The sequence below is a fragment of the Actinoplanes sp. CA-051413 genome (assembly GCF_050955795.1).
Lineage (GTDB): Bacteria > Actinomycetota > Actinomycetes > Mycobacteriales > Micromonosporaceae > Actinoplanes.
Genome location: NZ_CP192100.1, coordinates 4,177,531 through 4,196,574 on the forward strand (window position 1 = coordinate 4,177,531; position 19,044 = coordinate 4,196,574).

General features: G+C 72.1%; 15 protein-coding genes. 7 read left to right on the top strand and 8 right to left on the bottom strand.

Features of this window, described 5'->3' with window-relative positions:
- Window positions 1-39: 39 nt before the first annotated feature.
- A complete protein-coding gene (locus ACQP2Y_RS19465; RefSeq protein ID WP_433730203.1) occupies window positions 40-3,195 on the bottom strand; it encodes a glycoside hydrolase in 3,156 nt (1,051 codons plus the stop codon).
- Window positions 3,196-3,423: 228 nt separating this feature from the next.
- On the opposite strand from ACQP2Y_RS19465, the gene ACQP2Y_RS19470 reads away from it, so the two are divergent.
- From ACQP2Y_RS19470 to ACQP2Y_RS19485, 4 genes are read left to right on the top strand one after another with little or no spacing between them, the layout of a single operon-like run.
- A complete protein-coding gene (locus ACQP2Y_RS19470) occupies window positions 3,424-4,824 on the top strand; it encodes an ABC transporter substrate-binding protein (RefSeq protein ID WP_433730205.1) in 1,401 nt (466 codons plus the stop codon).
- The gene (locus ACQP2Y_RS19475) at window positions 4,824-5,825 is read left to right on the top strand and encodes a carbohydrate ABC transporter permease (protein WP_433730207.1); all 1,002 of its coding nucleotides are present in this window, start codon (window positions 4,824-4,826) and stop codon (window positions 5,823-5,825) included. Before ACQP2Y_RS19470 ends, ACQP2Y_RS19475 begins: the two co-directional genes overlap by 1 nt.
- Complete coding sequence (locus ACQP2Y_RS19480) at window positions 5,825-6,691, top strand: carbohydrate ABC transporter permease (protein WP_433730209.1); 867 nt, start codon at window positions 5,825-5,827, stop codon at window positions 6,689-6,691. The genes ACQP2Y_RS19475 and ACQP2Y_RS19480 overlap by 1 nt, the downstream gene beginning before the upstream one ends.
- Window positions 6,692-6,746: 55 nt before the next feature.
- Entirely contained in the window at window positions 6,747-7,862 is a 1,116-nt protein-coding gene (locus tag ACQP2Y_RS19485; RefSeq protein ID WP_433730211.1) for an AI-2E family transporter, read from the top strand.
- 4 nt (window positions 7,863-7,866) lie between these two features.
- On the opposite strand, the gene ACQP2Y_RS19490 is transcribed toward ACQP2Y_RS19485, so the two are convergent.
- Both ACQP2Y_RS19490 and ACQP2Y_RS19495 read right to left on the bottom strand, forming a co-directional pair.
- Window positions 7,867-8,652 carry a hypothetical protein gene (locus tag ACQP2Y_RS19490; RefSeq protein ID WP_433730213.1) on the bottom strand — a complete coding sequence of 262 codons (786 nt, stop codon included), beginning with the start codon at window positions 8,650-8,652 and terminating at the stop codon, window positions 7,867-7,869.
- Window positions 8,649-9,131, bottom strand: a complete 483-nt coding sequence (locus tag ACQP2Y_RS19495; protein ID WP_433730215.1) for a sigma factor-like helix-turn-helix DNA-binding protein — start codon at window positions 9,129-9,131, stop codon at window positions 8,649-8,651. Before ACQP2Y_RS19495 ends, ACQP2Y_RS19490 begins: the two co-directional genes overlap by 4 nt.
- A 180-nt stretch (window positions 9,132-9,311) precedes the next feature.
- Between ACQP2Y_RS19495 and ACQP2Y_RS19500 the strand changes: the two genes are divergently transcribed.
- Together ACQP2Y_RS19500 and ACQP2Y_RS19505 are read left to right on the top strand one after the other, a co-directional pair.
- Window positions 9,312-10,649, top strand: coding sequence for an MFS transporter (locus ACQP2Y_RS19500; RefSeq protein ID WP_433730217.1), 1,338 nt, complete (start codon window positions 9,312-9,314; stop codon window positions 10,647-10,649).
- A complete protein-coding gene (locus tag ACQP2Y_RS19505) occupies window positions 10,646-11,413 on the top strand; it encodes a YlbL family protein (protein WP_433730219.1) in 768 nt (255 codons plus the stop codon). The genes ACQP2Y_RS19500 and ACQP2Y_RS19505 overlap by 4 nt, the downstream gene beginning before the upstream one ends.
- Window positions 11,414-11,588: 175 nt before the next feature.
- Here ACQP2Y_RS19505 and ACQP2Y_RS19510 read toward each other — a convergent pair whose 3' ends face one another.
- A complete protein-coding gene (locus ACQP2Y_RS19510) occupies window positions 11,589-13,250 on the bottom strand; it encodes a CocE/NonD family hydrolase (protein ID WP_433730221.1) in 1,662 nt (553 codons plus the stop codon).
- Window positions 13,251-13,543: 293 nt separating this feature from the next.
- Between ACQP2Y_RS19510 and ACQP2Y_RS19515 the strand changes: the two genes are divergently transcribed.
- A complete protein-coding gene (locus ACQP2Y_RS19515) occupies window positions 13,544-14,020 on the top strand; it encodes a TetR/AcrR family transcriptional regulator (RefSeq protein WP_433730223.1) in 477 nt (158 codons plus the stop codon).
- Window positions 14,021-14,039: 19 nt separating this feature from the next.
- On the opposite strand, the gene ACQP2Y_RS19520 is transcribed toward ACQP2Y_RS19515, so the two are convergent.
- From ACQP2Y_RS19520 to ACQP2Y_RS19535, 4 genes are all read right to left on the bottom strand, one after another.
- Entirely contained in the window at window positions 14,040-14,246 is a 207-nt protein-coding gene (locus tag ACQP2Y_RS19520) for a hypothetical protein (RefSeq protein ID WP_433730225.1), read from the bottom strand.
- A gap of 58 nt (window positions 14,247-14,304) precedes the next feature.
- The gene (locus tag ACQP2Y_RS19525) at window positions 14,305-15,312 is read right to left on the bottom strand and encodes a LacI family DNA-binding transcriptional regulator (RefSeq protein ID WP_433730227.1); all 1,008 of its coding nucleotides are present in this window, start codon (window positions 15,310-15,312) and stop codon (window positions 14,305-14,307) included.
- Window positions 15,313-15,373: 61 nt separating this feature from the next.
- Entirely contained in the window at window positions 15,374-17,074 is a 1,701-nt protein-coding gene (locus tag ACQP2Y_RS19530) for a CBM35 domain-containing protein (protein WP_433730229.1), read from the bottom strand.
- Between the two features lie 38 nt (window positions 17,075-17,112).
- Complete coding sequence (locus ACQP2Y_RS19535) at window positions 17,113-19,041, bottom strand: glycoside hydrolase family 127 protein (RefSeq protein WP_433730231.1); 1,929 nt, start codon at window positions 19,039-19,041, stop codon at window positions 17,113-17,115.
- Between the last annotated feature and the right edge of the window lie 3 nt (window positions 19,042-19,044).

Sequence of the window (19,044 nt, forward strand, 5' to 3'; positions counted from 1 at the left end):
ATCATGGCCGATCGGGGTGCGGTGCCGCTGCCCGGCCGCCTACCTCCGGAAGGTGATCGTGTAGCTGCGCGTACGCGACTTGTCCTCGCTGGTGACCGTGACGGTCGCCGTACGGTCGCGGGCGGTCGGCCCGCGGACGTCCACGGTGGCGTACGGGTCGGCGGCCACCGCGGTGACCGTGGGCAGCTTGCCCCGGGCCCGCACCGAGTACGACGTGCGCGCGGGATCGAAGCCGGCCAGGGCGGTGCCGTCGAGAGCGATGCTCGCCGCGGCCGCTTCCGGTGAGGTCCCGGGCGCGGCGGCGAAGACCTCGATCTCGCTGACGGTCATGTGCTGGTTCGGGCGCGCGGTCAGGACGACCCGGATCGCGTCCGTCGTGGCCGTGGTCGCGACGTCCACCACCGGGGCGGTCGCGGTGCCGGTGGGGACGGTCACCGGGCGGCCGGCGTCGGTCCAGGCGCCTTGCGGGTCGCGTACCTGGACCTGCAGGGTGTCGGCGTAACTGTCCGAGCCGTCGCGGTAGAAGTGCGTGGCGACACGGGTGACGGCCTGCTGTCCGGCCAGGTCCACGGTGAGGGTGTCGGCGGCGTTCTTCGCGCCCGACCTCCAGTTGGACCACGCCTTGTCGGTCAGCACGCCGTTGCGCAGGCCGTCGGGGGAGTAGCCGGGCTCGGTGAAGGTGGCGGAGACGCCGGTGGACGGTGCGTCCCGCTCGACCGGCCGGGTGACCTGCACGCGGACGGTGGCCGGCAGGGTGCGGCCGTCGCCCGCGTCGGCCCGCCCGGCCACGGTCACCACTCCGACCGCGTCGAAGGCTCCGGGTGCCGCGGCCTGCCACACCACCGGGCGCTCGACCCGCGCGCCGTGCCGGCCCAGCGTGGTGACGGTGGCCGGCAGCGCCGGCCGGCCGCCCGCGAAGGCCTTGGCCCGGGTCGGCACTGTCGAGACCAGCGTGTCGACCGCGACCGTGGCCAGGGCGCGGTGGGTCCGGCCGAGTGCGTCGGTGGCGACTCCCTGGACAGGTACGGTGCCCGCCCGCTTCCACGCCGCCGCCGATGGCAGCCTCCAGGTGACCGGCAGTGTGCCCCGGGCACCGTCGCGATAACGCGGCACGACGGTCGCCGGCAGGGTGGGAGCGACCCCGGGCACGGTGAACGCCGCGGTGGGCTCGATCCCGAGCACCGTCTCGTCGATCACCCGCCAGCGCTGGTTGACCCCGGAGTTGGCCAGCCAGGTCGACACCGCGGCGCCGTCCTGAGTGGCCTCGCCGCCGACCTCCAGCAGGCGTCCGGTGGCCACGTTGACCAGCGTGTACGTGCCGTCGCCGGTGGTCGACAGGATCCACTGCGCTCCCGGGCCCGGCTTGCGGGCAGGCGGCACCAGGGTCACGGCGTCGTCGACGACGGCGAGCTGCCGGTCCCCGGCCGCGGTGCCGAGCGCGTAGCGGGTGCGGTTGCCGACGCCGGGGGACAGCTTGGTGAGGCGCCAGAGCTGCTCGGTGCTGCGCGGATCATCGGTGCGGATCACGGCACCGGTGCCGCCCGGCGTGAGCGACCGGCCGCTCTGGACGCCCTGCAGGCGGTACACGTGACCGTCCTGCGCCAGGGCGGCGTCGGACGCCACTCCGGAGACGCCCCGGACCAGCAGCGTGGTCACCGACTCGGCCGGGACCTGGATCGACGCCGCGCGGTCGCGGACCGCGACCGGCGCGCCCCGGCGCAGGGCGCCGCCCGCGCTGGTCACGATCGGGGTCACGGTGGCGTTGCGGGCCACGGTGCCGAAGGCGGAGAGGTCGAGCCGTACGGTGCGAGCCTGCTTGGTGTCGTTGATGTGCACCACCGTGGCCCGGCCGCCGCTGGAGACGGCCGCGACGCTGGCGGTGTCGCCGACCTTGATCAGCCGGTCGCCGGGGCGGATGTGGTGGGTGAAGTTGCGGACCGTGTCGAACTTGGTGTTGGTGTAGATCGGGCAGGTCCGCAGGTTGTCCGCGGCCGTGCAGTCGAACGGCAACTGGATGCTGCCCCAGTTGGCGCCCGCGGCGCTCTCCCCGCCGGGCTTCATGTTGTCGTAGTCCTCGACCGGCTGCCAGAACACCCAGGCCGAGGGCTCCAGCTCGCGCAGGTCGTCGACCATCCGCTGGGCCATGCCCAGTCCCGGCGCCATGCTGGTGAAGCTCTGCCCGTCGCCCCAGGAGCCCTCGACCTCGCTCATCCACAGCGGTTTGCGCTCGCCCTTGGCGATGTCCCGCACGGTGGTGCGCTGCCCGGTCCCGTACGTGTGCACGTTGAGCTGGGCGACCAGGTCCCGGACGTCCTGCGGGTAGGCGTTCCAGTTGGTCGCGAACGTGCCGGGGTTGGTCTCGTCCATGGCCGAGATCCGGGTGTCGCTGCCGGCCGCGGCCAGCTTCGCCGCCAGCGCCCGGATCACCTGCTGCTGCAGGGCGGGTCCGGCGTGCGCGCCCTCCTGGCGTCCGCCGACCGGGTTGCCGTCGGGGCCCAGCCGGGTGCCCCAGTACGGCGTGTTCGGCTCGTTGAGCGGGTCGATGGTGTCCACGGTGATGCCGTGCGCCCGTTCCAGCTCCGCGGTCACCCGGGTCAGGTAGGTGGCGAAGTCGTCGACGGTGCCGGGGCGGATCTGGTCCTGGGTGGCGTCGAAGCCGCCGGAGACGTACCCGCTGACGGTCTGGAACCAGGGCGGCGAGTTGCTGAAGGTCTCCCAGTGGGTGATGTCCCGCTTGATCCGGTCGATCCACCAGCGCTGGGTCCGGTCGGCGTCGAGGTTCCAGTGCGCCGGGTTCCGCGGGTCCCACCAGTCGACGTCGGTGCGGGTGGTGCCGGCCGGGGCCTGCCACCAGCCCTCGACGGCGCCGCCGGGGCGCAGGTAGTCGGGCACGTCCGGGGCGTTGCCGCCGCCGATGTTGTAGCGGGCGATGTTGAGGTTGAGCCCCTGCTCGCCGAAGACGAGGTCGGCCAGCTTCTCGCGGACCTCGGCCGGGTAGTCGCCGGTGGCGTTGGCGAACCAGACCAGGCTGGTGCCCCAGCCCTCGAACGCCTGACCCTGGTACGACGGATCGGGCCGCACGGTGACAGTGGGGCCGGCGGCGGCCGGCTCGGCGGCGCGGGCATCACCGCAGGTCAGCGCGCTCAGGGTGAGGACGGTTGCCGTGCAGGCGGCAACCAGGCTCCGGAATCTCACGTGGGCGGGTCTCCTTCGCGGCATGGGGTCTGTTTCGCGGCGGTCACGGGCGACCTCGCTCGGCAATGTTTACGCAAACATCGGCTGCGGTGATGGTGGCAGCCGTCCTCACCGGCGTCAAGGTGTCTGATCTCGGCACTGCCGGTGCCAGCGGTTGCACCGTGGTCAAGTCCTTGATGTGATGCGTCGGTAACAAGTGACATCGATGCGTCACCGAGAGGAAATCTCGTGAAGATCGATCATGGACGGTTCTGGCGGCTGCCCGCGGCCGCGCTGCTCGTCACCGCGGCGCTGACCGGTTGCAGCGACGACGGCGGCGGGGACAGCGACGGCGGCGGCACCCTGACCGTGTGGAGCCTGGAGAACCAGACCGACCGGGTGCAGGCGACCCAGGCCATCGCCGACAAGTTCACCGCCGCCAGCGGCGTCAAGGTCAAGATCGTCGCGACGGACGAGAACCAGTTCAGCAGCCTGATCACCTCGGCCGCGGCCGCCGGCACGCTGCCCGACGTGGTCGGTGCGCTGCCGCTGGGGGCGGTGGCGCAGATGTCCACCAACGACCTGCTCGACACCGAGGCCAGCAAGGCAGTCGTGGAGGCGCTCGGCACCGGCACCTTCTCGCCCCGCGCGCTGGAGCTGACCGGCCAGGACGGCAAGCAGCTGGCCATCCCCTCCGACGGCTGGGCCCAGCTGCTCTTCTACCGCAAGGACCTCTTCGACAAGGCCGGCCTGGCCGCGCCCGACACGTACGACAAGATCCGGCAGGCGGCGCAGCAGCTCAACTCCAAGGACGTCGCCGGGATCAGCCTGTCCACCATCGGCAACGACGCCTTCACTGAGCAGACCTTCGAGAACATGGCGCTGGGCAACGGCTGCGAGCTGGTCGACGCGAACAAGACCGTCACCCTGGACTCCCCGCAGTGCGTGCAGACCTTCCAGCTGTACGGGGACCTGGTCAAGAACTTCTCGGTGCCCGGGGCGCAGGACGTGGACACCACCCGCGCGACGTACTTCTCCGGCAAGGCCGCCATGGTGGTCTGGTCCTCGTTCCTGCTCGACGAGATGGCCGGCCTGCGCAAGGACGCGCTGCCCACCTGCGCTCAGTGCAAGGCCGACCCGGCGTACCTGGCCAAGAACAGCGGCATCGTCACGGCGATCGCCGGGCCCGCGGGCAAGCCGTCGCAGTTCGGCGAGATCACCAGCTGGACCATCACCAAGGACGGCGAGAACACCGAGTCGGCCAAGAAGTTCGTCCAGTACATGTTGAACGAGGGCTACACCGACTGGCTGGGCATCGCCCCGGAGGGCAAGTTCCCGGTCCGCAAGGGCACCCAGCAGGAAGCCACCAAGTTCACCACCGCGTGGAACGACCTGCCGGCCGGCGTGGACACCAAGAAGCCGCTCGGTGACATCTACGCCAAGGACGTCATCACCGCGCTGCAGAACAGCCCGGACACGTTCCAGCGCTGGGGCTTCCCGCAGAAACAGGGTGCCCTGGTCGGGGCGACACTGGGGGAGCTGCCCGTACCCAAGGCGGTCAACGCCCTGGCCGGCGGTGAGCTGGACGCGGCCGGAGCGGCCAAGCGGGCCGCCGACGACGTCAAGAGCATCCAGAAGTCGCTCGAGTAATGGTCGCGACCCGGCCGCCCGCGGCCGTCTCCCCGGCGAAGGACAAGCCGGGGAAACGGCCGCTGACCCGGCGGCAGCAGGAGAACCGGGCCGGGCTGATCTACCTGTCGCCCACCCTGGTCGTGGTGCTGGTCGTCGTGGTGCTGCCGATCCTGTGGACGGTCATGCTGGCCTTCCAGCGGATCCGGCTGATCAACCTGCGCCGGGCCGGCTTCTTCGGTGACTACACCTTCGCCAACCTCGAGCTGGTGCTCACCTCGCCCGGCTTCTGGTCGTCACTGTGGACCACTCTGGCGTACACGATCGGGGCGACGTTCTTCTCGATCCTGTTCGGCCTGGTCGCCGCGCTGGCCCTGCGCGGGCGCTTCCGCGGCCGCACGATGGTCCGCGCCTCGGTGCTGCTGCCCTACGTGGCGCCGGTGGTTGCGGTGACCTTCGTCTGGGAGATCATGCTCAGCCCGCAGTTCGGCATCGCCAACAACTGGGGCACGCGCTTCCTGGGCTGGGACCGCCCGATCGCCTTCCTGAGCCAGCGCGAGTACGAGGCGTCGCTGTTCGGCTGGCACTTCGACGTCCCGCTGGCCCTGCTGACGGTCATCGCCTTCGAGGCGTGGCGGTACTTCCCGTTCGCCTTCCTGTTCCTGCTCGCCCGGTTGCAGGCCGTCCCGCGTGACCTGGAGGAGGCGGCGCTGGTCGACGGGGCCGCGCCCACCCAGATCTTCCGGCACATCCTGCTGCCGCAGCTCGGCCCGGTCATCGCGCTGCTGACCGTGCTGCGCTTCATCATGACGTTCAACAAGTTCGACGACGTCTACCTGCTGACCGGTGGCGGGGCCGGCACGGAAGTGGTCAGCATCCGGGTCTACCAGTTCCTCACCGCACGGTTCGACATCGGGGCCGCCTCGGCGCAGGCGCTGGTGCTGGCCGCCGGGCTCATCGTCCTGCTCGTCGTCTACCTGAGGTTCATGGCGCCACGAGTGGAAGGCGAGGAGGAGAACTGATGGACCGCGCTGCCGTCGAGACCCGGGTGTTCGGGGTCCTGCGCCGGGTCGTCATCGCCGTGCTCGTCGTGGTGACGCTGTTCCCGTTCCTCTACATGCTGCTGCTGTCGCTGCGCCCGATCGAGGAGGTGCTGCAGAACCCGGGCAAGCTCTGGGTCGGGCCGGCCGAGTGGACCACCTCGACATACCGGGAAGTGCTGACCCCGTCCGGCAGTGGCGGCCAGGGCTTCCTGCGTTTCCTCACCAACTCGGCGCTGGTCTCGATCGCCGCCACGGCGCTGACGCTGCTGGTCTCGATTCCGGGCGCGTACGCGGTCAGCCGCCTGCGTTTCGTCGGCCGGCGCCAGGTGCACTTCCTGTTCCTGTCGGTGTACCTCTTCCCGTCGATCCTGCTGGCGATCCCGCTGTTCGTGCTGTTCACCCGGCTCGGCCTGCGCGGCTCGCTGGCCGGCCTGACCATCGTCTACATCGCTCAGACCGTGCCCGTGTCGATCTACATGCTGCGCAACTACCTGTCGACGATCCCGGTGAGCCTGGAGGAGGCCGCGGCGGTCGACGGCTACTCCCGCCTGCAGACCATCCGCAAGGTGATCCTGCCGCTGGCGGCCCCCGCGGTGATGGCCAACGCCCTGTACGTCTTCATGATCGCCTGGAACGAGTTCCTCTTCGCCCTGCTGTTCCTGGTCGAGGACCGCAACGACTGGACGGTGTCGCTGGGCCTGGCGCAGCTCTCCGGCGGCATCGAGGTGAGCAAGACGGTCCTGATGGCCGGATCGGTGGTACTGACCCTGCCCATCGTGGTGCTGTTCTTCGCCGCGGAGCGGCTGCTGACCGAGGGCCTGACCGCCGGGGCCGACAAGGGCTGACCCCCGGGGGCGTTTCACCATGCGCGTGCGGGGGGTAGATCTCTAGGGTGATCGCATGCCAGCAACGTTGAGCTCCACGAAGACCCGGGCCGCCCTGAGCACGTCGGCCCGGATATCCCTGCAGGTGCTGGTGCTCCTGGTGATGACCGGGGTGGTGCTGTGGCTGCTGGGCAAGATGTGGTCGGTGATCTGGCCGCTGGTGGTGGCCCTGCTGCTGACCACGCTGACCTGGCCGCTGGCCCGGTTCCTGCGCCGGCACCGCTGGCATCCCGCGCTGGCCGCGACCACCGTGACCCTGGTGTCCCTGCTGGTCGCCATCGGCGTCATCGTCCTGATCGTGGTGCCGGTCGCGTCGCAGTCCAGTGAGCTGGCCAAGGGCGTGGTCGACGGCATCCAGCAGATTCGCGAGTGGGCCGCCGGGCCGCCGCTGAACATCGGCGACGACCAGGTCTCCACGGCCTTCGACGCCGGGATCGACCGGATCCAGCACAGCGTCGGCAGCATCGTCACCGCGACGGTCACCGGGGTGAGCACCGTGGTCAACGGCATCGTCACCACCGTGCTGGCCATCTTCCTGATGTTCTTCTTCCTCAAGGACGGGCCGCGCTTCCTGCCCTGGCTGACCCGGCAGCTGCCCGGCCGGCTCGCCACCGACGTGCCCACCGTCGCCGCCCGCAGCTGGGACACCCTCGGCGCGTTCGTCCGTTCCCAGGCGTTCGTCGGCCTGCTCGACGCCGTGTTCATCGGCCTCGGCCTGTGGATCGTCGGGGTGCCGCTCGTGCTCCCGCTCGCGGTGCTGACCTTCGTGACGGCGTTCGTGCCGATCGTCGGTGCGCTCTTCGCCGGGCTGGTCGCCGTGCTGATCGCGCTGGTCTTCAACGGGCCCACCGACGCGCTGATCGTGCTGGCCATCATCGTGGCGGTGCAGCAGCTCGAGGGCAACGTGTTCCAGCCGATGGTGCAGAGCCGCGGCCTCGGCCTGCACGCCGCGGTGGTGCTGCTCGCGGTGACGCTGGGCGGCGGCCTGGCCGGGATCGTGGGGGCGCTGCTGGCGGTGCCGGTCGCCGCGCTGATCGCCGTGTTCTGGAACTACCTGCGCGAGCAGCTCAGCGACCCGGAGCCGGTGCCGGTGCCGGACCCGGTGCCCGAACCGGACCCGGTGGCGGAGTGACTCCTCAGAAGAAGTCGCCCCGCAGCTTCAGCTCGGTGCCGTCCTCCACGGTCGAGGCGGTCACCGAGTAACTGTCGTCACCGGCGTCCCGGCCGCCCTCGTTGTCGTAGCCGTACTTCGCGGTGAAGACGTACGTGCCCGCACGCAGGGTGGCGCCGCCGGCCAGCTTGAAGTGGTAGACCAGCGCGTCCTCCTCACGGACCACGGTGGTCTCGATGGTGGCGCCGGTGACGTCGTGCGTGCTGCCCTGGTCGGTGAGCCCGGCCGTCGGCGCCACCCGGACGGTGAGCTCCAGCGCGCGCACCGGCTCGCGGAGCTTGAGCGTGATGTCGCTGCGGCCGTCGGTGTCGTCACTGTTCGGGTTGATCGAGCCGTCGGCCCAGATCGCGTCCCGCCGCGTGTCGTCCTTCGCCGCCGATGATCGGGCGTTTCCCGACACCCCAGGCGCCGATGCCCCGGCCGACGGCGCGCCGGCCGAGGGTGCGGTGGGCGAGGGAGCGGTGGTCCTAGGCGCCGCTGCCGGCGCTGAGACGGCCGGCGCGGGCGTGACGGCGGGCTCCGGGCCGTCGGCCAGGGCCCAGCGGGCAATCCCGCCGACCCCGAGAATGGTGGCCACGGCCAGCGCGGAACCGGCCAGCCGCACGGCCTGCCCGGCGGGCCGCCGCTCGGCGACCGGCGGACCGACGCGGTGCTGCGCGACCCGGTGCAGCATGGCGGCGCGGTCCGGCTCGTGCTCGGCCGCCAGACCACCCAACCGGGTACGCAGCTCGTGCTCCGGGTAGCTCCTCATCGGGCCGCCTCCCGGCCGCCGAGACCGGTGCTCGCCAGCGAGCCACCGAGCAGCTCAGTCAGTCGGTGCACACCCTTCGCCGTCCGGCTGCGTACGGTCGCGGGCGAGATGCCGAGTGCGCGCGCCACCTCGTCGTCGGTGAGGCCGGACGCGTACCGCAGCACGACGCAGACCCGGCGCCGGTGCGGCAACCGGCGCAGCGCACCCGGCAGGTCCATCGCCGCGGCCGCGTCGCGCCGGCCCGATCCGGGCAGCAGCAGTCGTCGTTCGCGGCCGCGGGCCAGCGTGGCCACCAGCCCCCGGGCGTGGGCCGCCGGATCGTCACCCATCCGCGGCCAGGCCCGCCGCACCTGGCCGAGGGCGTCGGCGGCCAGGTCGTCGGCGCCGGCCGCGTCGCCGGTCAGCAGGTACGCCAGCCGGGACAGCTCGGCGTGATGACGCTCGAAGAACGCGAGAAAGCCGGAGCCGTCGTCAGCCATCGGCGCCGCCTCCCTGTCCTGCGCGATCTACCCGGTCCGCCGCGATGACCGTAGAGGCCGGTGCCGCGCCCGGGCAATGCGATCGGCATCTCGAAGAAACTTCCGGGCGGCGAGCAACGTTTCCGCCGCCCCGGACCACCTTCCCGGGACATCACGAGGCTCCGGGGTAGCGTGCAGATCATGGCAGGACGCTCCCGCCGCGCCGTGGCCGTGCTCTGCGGCATCCAGTTCGTCGATGTGCTCGGCGTGACCAGCGGCATCACCGCGCTGCCGGCCATGCTGTCGGGCGTGTCGGCGCCGCCCGCGGCCACCCCGGTCCTGGCGACCGTCTACGCGATGTTCTTTGGCGGCCTGCTGGTGCTGGGCGCCCGGCTGGGGGACCGGTACGGGCACCGCCGCGTCCTGCTGCTCGGCTGCGCGGCCTTCGCGCTGGTCAGCTTGGTCGGCGCGAGCGCGCAGGAGGTGGTGCAGCTCGTCACGGCCCGCGGACTGCAGGGCGCGGCCGCCGCGATCAGTGTCCCGTCCGCGCTGCGGCTGCTGCTGGACGCGAGCCCCGAGCCGGACGACCGCCGCGGTGCGCTGGCGGCCTGGAGTGCCAGCGGTGCCGCCGCGGGCGCGCTCGGGCTGCTGGTCGGCGGCGTTCTCACTGAAGTGTTCGACTGGCGGGCCGTCTTCTGGGTGAACCTTCCGGTGGGCGTCGTCCTGATCGTGGCGGTCCGGCTGACGATCCCGCGATCGCCCGGCGAACGCGAGCCGGTGCGGCTGGACCTGACCGGTGCTGCCCTGCTGACCGGCGCGGTGATGGCCCTCATCGTGGGCGCCTCCGCGCTGGAGAACCCGCATGCCCGGACGGCCGGCGCGCTGCTGATCGCCGCGGGCCTGGCCGCCGGGGCAGTGTTCGTCGTCCACCAGCGCCGGGTCAGCGAGCCACTCGTGCCCCGGGCGGCGTTCGCCTCGGCGAACCTGCGTACGGGAACGGCGGTGTCCTTCGTCAACACCGCGACGACCAGCTCGACCGGAGTGCTCGCCACCCTGTCGCTGCAGCAGGAGCTGGGCATCTCCGCGGTGGGGGCCGGACTGGCGCTGGTTCCGTTCAGCCTGGGGGTCGTGGTCGGCGCGGCGCTGACCAAGCCGCTCGGCGCCCGGCTGTCCGTCCGCCGGCTGGCCGCAGCCGGCCTGGCCGGGATCGCCGCCGGCAACCTCCTGCTGGTGCTGACCTACGGCAGCGTCGGGGGCGTGGTGGCCGGGGTCGCGGTGGCCGGTATCGGCCTCGGGGTGGCCTCGGTCGCGGGCACGGCGATCGGCACCGACGTGGCCGACACCCTCAGCGGTACGGCCAGCGGTGTCCTCAACACCGGCGCGCAGCTGGGAACGGCCGTCGGGGTCGCCGCGCTGCTCCTGCTGGCCGCGACCACCGGCGGGTCCGGCACCGCGGTGGCCTGGGCCGTGGCCGCGGGGCTGGCCGGCGTCACCGGCCTGATCCTGCTGACCCCGGCATCGTTACGCTCCCGGGCATGAAACGTCGTGGCGTAGCGCTCGTCGCGGGCGCGGTGGTCACCGTGCTGCTGGGCGCCGGGATCCGGTTCTGGCCGCTGCCGTACGTGGTGCTGGAGCCGGGGCCCACCGTGGACACGCTGGGCCGGCACGAGGGTGCGCAAGTCATCGCGGTGAGCGGCGGGAAGGCCTCCGACTCCGCGGGGCAGCTGCGGCTGACCACCGTACTGGTGGACACCGAGGTCGGGCTGCGGGAAGCCTTGGAGGCCTGGTTCGACGGCGAACGGGCGGTGGCGCCGCGCAGCCGGGTCTACCCGGCGGGGCAGAGTGCCGAGCAGGTCGACCGGCGCAACGCTGAGCAGTTCGCCTCGTCGGTGCGCAATGCGGAGAAGGCCGCCCTGCGCGTGCTGGGCTCTCCGTCCGGGCAGGTCAGGATTGAGATCGACGTGGACGAGATCGGCGGACCCAGCGCGGGCCTGATGCTGACCCTGGGCATCATCGACAAGCTGACCCCGGCCGATCTGACGGCCGGGCGGATCATCGCCGGCACCGGAACGGTCGACGAGGCGGGCGCGGTCGGGCCGATCAGCGGCATCCCACAGAAGCTGTTCGGCGCCCGGGCGGCGGGGGCTGAGCTGTTCCTGGTGCCCGAGGCGAACTGCGCCGAGGCGGTCCGGAACGCGGTGCCGGGGCTGGCCATGGCCAAGGTCGCGACGGTCGACGAGGCGCTGGCGGCGGTGCGGACGTATGTGGCCGGGGGAGCCCCTGCGTCCTGCGCGGCCGCTTGAGCGGATCCTCGCCCGCTTTGCCGGGGCCGGGCTCGCGACGGCCTTGGTCCTCAATTCCGCTCGCCCTGGCCGCGAAGACAGCAAACCAGGTTCCTAGGATGCCTGAGCGGTTGTGCTGCCGGCCGCACAAGCTCCGGCGCCACCGAGGTGGTGAGCGCCGGAGCTCGCGGCTTGACTACTTCAGGGGCAGGTCGAGGTAGGAGCCGCCGCCGATGGTGACCGTGTCGTTCGGGGCGTTCTCGTCGTAGTACAGGGGATCGACCGTGTCGACGACCAGGGTGAGGGAGTGGCCGGCCGGCAGGTCGAACGCGGTGGCCGGGAGCGCCAGGTCCACACTGCGGTCACCCCCGGCGGTGCCGAGCCACGTCGTCGGGGCATGGGTGATCAGTCCTGCGTTGCCGAGCGCGTCCAGGTCGTACAGGTAGGCCACGAGCGTGCCCCGGGGCGCCGTTCCGCTCAGTTCGAGGTGGAGTTTCGGGATGCCGCGGATCCGTTGCGGGGTCGCCGGGCGGGCGGCGGCCCAGACGCCCGCGCGGGCGCGGCTGACCGTCGGCAGCCAGATCTTCGGTTGCTGACCGGTGAACGCCGCCAGTCCGTTGGTGATGAGCACGGCCCCGCCGTCCGCCGTGGTGTTCGCGTCCGTCGGGATGGTCTTGGTCCAGCCGGTGCTCGGTGCGCCGCCGAGCAGGCCTGTTCCGTCCAGCTTGCGGATCTGGCCCAGGCCGTATCGGCGGGTCGATGCGTTCAGCGCACCCCACGCCGCGTAGCCCTCGGTGCCCGCGTTGTACGGCTTGATCAGCACCGGTGGTTCGGCGGCGATGCCGGTGTCGACGCCGGCCAGGTACTGGTCGAACCAGCGGAACACGCCGGTCCAGACCTCGTTGTCCAGGCCCAGGATGCCGGTGAGCTCGGCGATCGCGTGGTCGCCGGGGCGCAGCTCCAGGCGCTTCGGCCCGGTCAGCCGGCCGAAGAAGTCGACCAGCTGGTTCGGCGGGAAGAACGAGTCGCCCCACGCGTTGGCCATCAGCACCGCCGGACGGTTCGCGTTGATGGCGTCGACGTAGGTCGCTGCCGAGCGCGTCCGGGACCAGGCCAGCACCTCGTCGACGTTGCGATTGGCCGCGAAGTCGCCGAGTTTGCCGGTCAGCTCGGGGCCCGGGTTGCCGAGCAGGTCGGCCGCCACCTTCAGGAGACCGGGGGCCTGCCGGTGCCGGGTCGAGTCGGCGTACAGGGAGTGGCTCAGGTCGGTCCAGCCGCTCATCATGGCGACCGCCCGGATGCGCCGGTCGAACGCCGAGCCGAGCAGGCTGAGCCCGGCGCCGTAGGAGATGCCGGCCGCGCCGATGCGGGCCGGGTCCGTGGCGGTGTTGGCGATGGTCCAGTCGATGACCGTGGACAGGTCGGCCATGTCGGCGGGGCCGGCTGTGTTGATCTCTCCGCCGGAGAACCACCAGCCGCGGGGTGTGTAGGACACGACGACGTACCCGCGGGCGGCGAGGATCTTCGCCTGGGCCAGGTATTCCAGGTCGTTGAGGCCCCAGCTGGAGGGCAGCACGACGGCCGGATAGCGCCCGGCCGCGGCCGGGGCGACGACGTTGGCCTTGAGGACCGGCCCGCCGGTGGGGATGTCGACGAACCGCGGCCCGGTGGTGGCCACCGAGGCGGCCCGGACCGGGCTGGCGGGAAGCGGCGCGGTAGCGGGAAGCGGTGCGGCAGCGCCGAAGGCGGCAGCGGCGTGGGTGGTTGCGGCGGCCGGAGCAGGGGCGGCGATGGTGAGGACGGTGCCGGCCAGGGCGACCAGCAGGGCGGTGGGCAGGGGGAAGCGACGTGGCGCCATGCGCACTCCTCGGGACAGGACGATGTCGCCGGTAGGGGTGGGTCGCGGTGGCACACGTGACGACGGCTCTGCGCGCACCGGTGGTGGGCTGCGGTGGGAGGGGCAGCGGTGGTTCGGTGGCGGCAGCGTAGGAAGCGGTACCGAGAAATTGAAGGTGGTGACATTCTCGTTACCGGTAGGTAACATACGACGTCAGTCCGAGGAGCGTGACCGTGCTGTACGGTGCCCCGACTGCGCGTCGCCGAGACGCCCAGCGCAATCGCGCGGCCATTGTCCGGGCCGCGTGCGAGCTCATGAGCGACGGTGGATCGGTCATCGCGATGCCGGAGATCGCCCGGCGCGCCGGCGTCGGCCAGGCCACCCTTTACCGGCACTTTCCCGACCGCTCCGCATTGGCCGCCGCGGTCGTCGCCCATCACCTGCAGCGGCTCGAGACCTTCGCCGCCAGTGACGCCTGCCGGCCGGCCGTGTTCCGCGAGCTGCTGCGCGAGGTGCTGCACAACCTGGTTGCCATGCGCCCGCTCGTCCTGCTCGCCCGGCGCTTCGATCCCGGTGCCCGGGACCGATATCAGAAGCGGTTACTGGCCGCTTTCTGCGAACCGTTGCGGCGGGCGCAGAGCCAGGGGTACGTGCGCAGCGACGTCACCCCGGCGGATCTGCTGCTGTTGCTGGCGATGGTGCAGGGCGTCGCCGAGAGCACCGAGGACCTGGCCGCCGCCGACCGTTCGATCGATCTGGTGCTCGACGGCGTCTTCAACGACCTGACCTGATGGAAAGCGCCACTGTGGATCAGGGGCAGCGGCTCACGGGGTGGGTGGCGAGTTTGCGCGCCTCGTCGGCCTCGGCCTTGAGCTGGTCGAGGCGTGCCAGCATCCCGCTGGCCCGGGCGTCCAGGAGGCCTCGCGCGCTGAGCGCCTCGATCAGGCTCTGCTGGGCCTCGACCAGGTCGCGGACGGCCCGGCAGAGCGAACTGAGGTCCGGCCCGACGTCGTCCATCCCTGCAATGTACAAGCATCTGGCCTGGTCAGGGACCCGGGCCGGAGATTCGGGCCGGTCAGGAGGCCACCGTCGAGTCGCGGATCACCAGCTTGGCCGGGTGCGTGTGCACGCCGGGCCGGGCGACGCCGTCGATGGCTTCGAGCAGCAGGCCCGCCGCGGCCCGGCCCAGGCCTTCCAGGTCCATCTCGACGCTGGTGAGCGTGGGGCGGCTGGCCAGGGCCATGACGTCCCAGTTGTCGAAGCCGGTCAGGGCCACCTCGGCCGGGACGTGGCGGCCGGCCTCGCGCAGGGCGTCGCCGGCGCCGCGGGCGATCTGGTCGTTGCCGCCGATCACCGCGTCGAACTGCACGCCCTGGGCCAGCAGGATCCCGGTTGCCTGGCGTCCCCAGGCCTCGCTCCACTCGCCGTACATCGGGGCGGTGATCAGGTTGATGCCGGCCTCGGTGAGGCGGGCGGTGGTCGCGTCGGCGCGTACCCGGGCGGAGTGGTGGTGTTCCGGGCCGGTGATGTGCACGAAGCGCCGGCGTCCGACGGTCAGCAGGTGGTCGACCGCCTGGCGGGCGCCGCCCGCCTCGTCGGGGACGATCGAGCAGTCGGCCGGGTCGGCCGAGGCCAGGAAGGCGTAGACGACCGGCACGCCGGCGGGCCCGCCGATCGGCGCCCGGGTCCCGGCCCGGCGTCCGGTCACGATGATGCCGTCGACCCGGCGGCCCAGCAGGACCTTGAGGTGGTGCTGCTCGCGGATCGGGTCGTCGCGGGCGTCGCACAGCAGTACGGAGATCTGCCCGCCGCCCAGGGTGTCCTCGGCGCCGATCAGCAGCGGGATGCTGAACCGGCCGATGGTGTCCGTGGTGATCATGCCCACCGTGTAGGTGCGGCCGGCGTGCAGGTCGCGGGCCGCCTGGCTGGGCCGGAAGTCGAGCCGGGCCGCGGCCTGGCGGACCCGGTCGACGGTGTCGGCGCGCAGTGAGCCGCGCCCGTTGAGAGCTTTGGAGGCGGTGCCCACCGAGACCCCGGCCAGGGCAGCCACGTCGCGGATGGTGACGGGACGCTGCCGGGGCATGCTGAGAACCTACCGTGCACCGGTGCCGGGCCCACCGCGGTGGACCCGGCACCGGCGCCGATCAGCTCAGCTGCACGTAGTCCAGCTCGGCGTAGCCGGTGCGGGCGCTGAGCTGTGGTGCGCCCTTGGCCAGCCGGATGACGTTGTAGCCGGCGCGCAGGTTGACGGTCGCGTTCACCGTCGCCCCGAAGGCGCCCCAGGCGGCTGTCGGTGGATAGCTGACCGTGCTCCAGGCGCTGCCGTTGTAGGCCAGGCCGTGGGTGGCGGTCGCGCCGGTCCCGTTGGCGTAGCCGATGGTCATCGTGTACCCCCGGGCCGTCGGCACGTTCACCAGGAAGTCGACGAACGACTGGTCACGCGCGGTCGCCGAGCCGTCGATCTGCCCGACGTAGCCGCCGTTGGAGGCCGAGCCGGAGGAGAACCGGTTGGCGTTGACGACCGTGGCGTTCTCGGCCTCGTAACGCTGCTGCCAGGTGGCGGCCCCGCTCGCCGGGGTGATGAGCAGCTGGTACGCCGCCAGCGCGTCCATCCCGTTGACGGGCACGCTGATGCTGCCGTTGGAGACGTTGTACGTCGTCGCGGAGACAGTGACCGGGGCGCTCTGGTTGGTGGCGCGCCCGGTGGTGTTGGTACGTGACAGTGTCACCCGTACCTGGGAGCCGAGCGCACCGAGCCCGTTGACCCGCACGGTGTTGTTACCGCTGTCGCCGCCGAGCACGACGTTGACGAAGCGACGCGTGGGGTCGTACGAGGCGACGCCGTCCAGCCACGAGCCCGGCACGGTCTGCACGACGTTCCCGGCCATGTCGCCGTACCACTTGTAGGCCCAGTACGACGCGGTCGGCGCGTTGTTGTGCAGCAGGCCGTTGACGGTGCCGGCCTCGTACCAGTAGGCGCGTTCGGCGGAGCGGATGCCGTGCCGCTCGAAGACCGCCATGTAGTGCACCGCGACGCTCGGGATGTCGACCTGGCTCGGTGAGGCGTACTCGTTGATCGAGATCGGCCGCGGGGAGATGCCCAGCGACCGCTCGACCGCCCGGTAGTCGGCGACGTGGGCCGCGACGTTGAGGTAGTCGTCGTTGCCGAGCTCGTGCCAGACGATCACGTCCGGCAGGGTGCTGGTGTCCCGGGCGTTGGTGAGGAACTCGACCATCCAGTTGTGGTTGTAGTACGAGTGACTGGGCCCGACGATCGGGGTGACGGTGTCCAGCGATCGGATCAGCCGGTGGGTGCGGGTCCAGCCGGCGGTGAACGCGCCCGCCGCGGCGGTGTTCCACGTCCAGTCCGGCTCGTTCCACAGCTCCCAACCGTCGATGTTGGTGGTGCCGGTGGCGTTGAGCCGGGCCTGCACCATCGTGCGGACCTTGGCCTCCCAGTCGGCCCAGCTGACCCAGCGGTACGGGAAGTTCGGGTAGATGTCGGGCATGCGCAGGAACTGCTGGGCGCCCGCGCTGGTGACCTTCCCGGCGACGAGCAGGCCGTCGCAGCACGGCTGGGTCGCGCCGTTGCCGAGCTGCTGGACTCCGGGCGGCGGCTGGGTCAGGTGGTTGAGCCGCAGCGGGTACAGCTGCTCCAGCGGCGGCTTGGTGCCGGTGTCCACGGCGTAGAGACCGCCGGACGCCACGTGGGTGACGGGCCGGACGGTGGTGCCGACGTTGACGGTGAGGGTGTTGCCGGCCGCCTGGGCCGGGCCGGGGAGCGCGCCGACGGCGGCGAGCGTGAGGACGGTGAGGGCGGCGGCTGCGGTTCTTCGGTGTCGCACGGTGTGCACCTCGATCGTGGGGGAGGGGGAGGAGCGGGTCATGCCTCCGGTGGGGCCGTGGGGATCCAGACCCGCATGGGTCCGGGGGCCCGGTTGGCCCACAGGAAGTAGGGGATGGCCGCGACGGTGCCGGCCGTGGTGGCCGGCGGCTCGTCCTGCGGCCCGGTGCAGTAGAGCGGGACGGCTTCGGCGGGGCGGACCACGACCGGGGCCAGCAGGGTCACCGGGGCCAGGGCGTCCTCGCGGTGCACGACCTCGACCGGCCGGGCCGGGTCCAGGGCGAGGTCCTCGAAGACCACGCCGGGCAGGGACACGTCGGCGTGTTCGAGGCAGTAGACCAGCGGGCCGCGGGTGAGGGCCGCTGTGCCGCGTACCGCGTCGATCCTCCGGTGGGGCCGCACCAGCCGGGGCGGCATCGCCAGGGTGAGGACCACCTGGTCGCCGGTCCGCCAGGCCCGGGTCAGCCGCAGGTAGCCGTCCTCGGCGGCGGTCGTGTCGGGCTCGCCGTTGACGGTCAGCCGCGCGTCGGTGCACCAGGACGGCACTCGCAGGGCCAGCGTCCAGGGTGTCGTCGCGTCCTGGGTGAGCGAGATCGTGATCTGCTCGTCCCACGGGTAGCGGGTGCTCACCTCGACCGGGCCGAACGTGCCGGTGGCGTACAGGTGCAGCTGCAAGCCGCTCTCGTCGCCGGTGGCCAGGTAGGCGTGCAGCGACGCCATCAGCCGGGCCAGGTTCGGCGGGCAGCACGCGCAGGAGTACCAACCCAGCCGTTGTGAGGGCGCGTCCTCATGCGAGCCGTCGTGGCCGGTGCGCAGCTGCAGCGGGTTGGAGTAGAAGAATGAGGTGCCGTCGACGCCGGTGCTGCCGGCGATGCCGTTGTGCAGCAGCCGTTCCATCTCGTCGGCGTACCGGGCGCGGCCGGTGGCCAGCAGCAGCCGCCAGGCCCACTGGAAGCTGCCGATCGCCGCGCAGGTCTCGGCGTAGGCCCGGTCCGGCGGCAGCTCGTACGGGTCACCGAACGACTCGTCGCGGTGCCGGGAGCCCTGCCCGCCGGTGAGGTACGTCTTGCTGCCCAGCGCCGAGTCCCACAGCCGTTCGGCCGCCGCCAGCAGCTCGCTGTCGTGGGTCTCGACGGCCACGTCGACGGCGCCGGCCAGCAGGTAGAGCTGGCGCACGACGTGCCCGGTGACCTCGTCGGCCGTGCGGACCGGCTGGTGGTCCTGGTAGTAGCGCGGTCCCAGCTTGTCCTGGCCGATCAGGCCGTGCCCGCGCAGGTCGACGAACCGTGCCGCCAGCGCGAGGTACGGCTCGTGGCTGGTGAGCCGGTACAGCTCCACGAGCGCCGTCTCGATCTCGGGGTGGCCGCAGATCGCTTCGGTGCCGTCCGCGCCGTACCGCCGTACCAGCAGGTCAGCGAAGCGGCGGGCCACCCCGACCAGCTGCTGGACGGCCGCCGCGTCGCCGCCCGGCGCCCGGGCGGCCGCGACGGCCGCCTGGATCAGGTGCCCGGCGCAGTACATCTCGTGGCTGAAGTGCAGTTCGGTCCACTGCCGGTCGCGGTGGTCGCTCTGGTAGTAGGAGTCCAGGTAGCCGTCGGGGTCCTGGGCCTTCTCCAGCAGCGACGCCGTGTCGGCCAGGAAACCGGACAGCCGCGGGCTCAGCGTGCCGGTCCGGCCCAGCTCCCAGGCCGCCGCCTCCAGCGTCTTGTAGACGTCGGTGTCGGCGAACCACATGCCCGCGAAGGCGGCGGGTCCGTCGCCGACGACCCGGCGCAGGTTGGCCAGGTTTCCCGCCGTGTCGAGATTGTCGACGCAGTGCGGCAGGGTCGCGGCGGCGTTACGGGCCTGCCAGCCGCCGAGCAGGCCGGTCGGCGAGAGGTGGACGGCGTCCGCCGGCAGCGGGTGCAGCGCGGCCACGGCCCGGGCGGTGGGCGCGACGGGACCGGCGGAACGGGTGGGTTCGGTCATGGA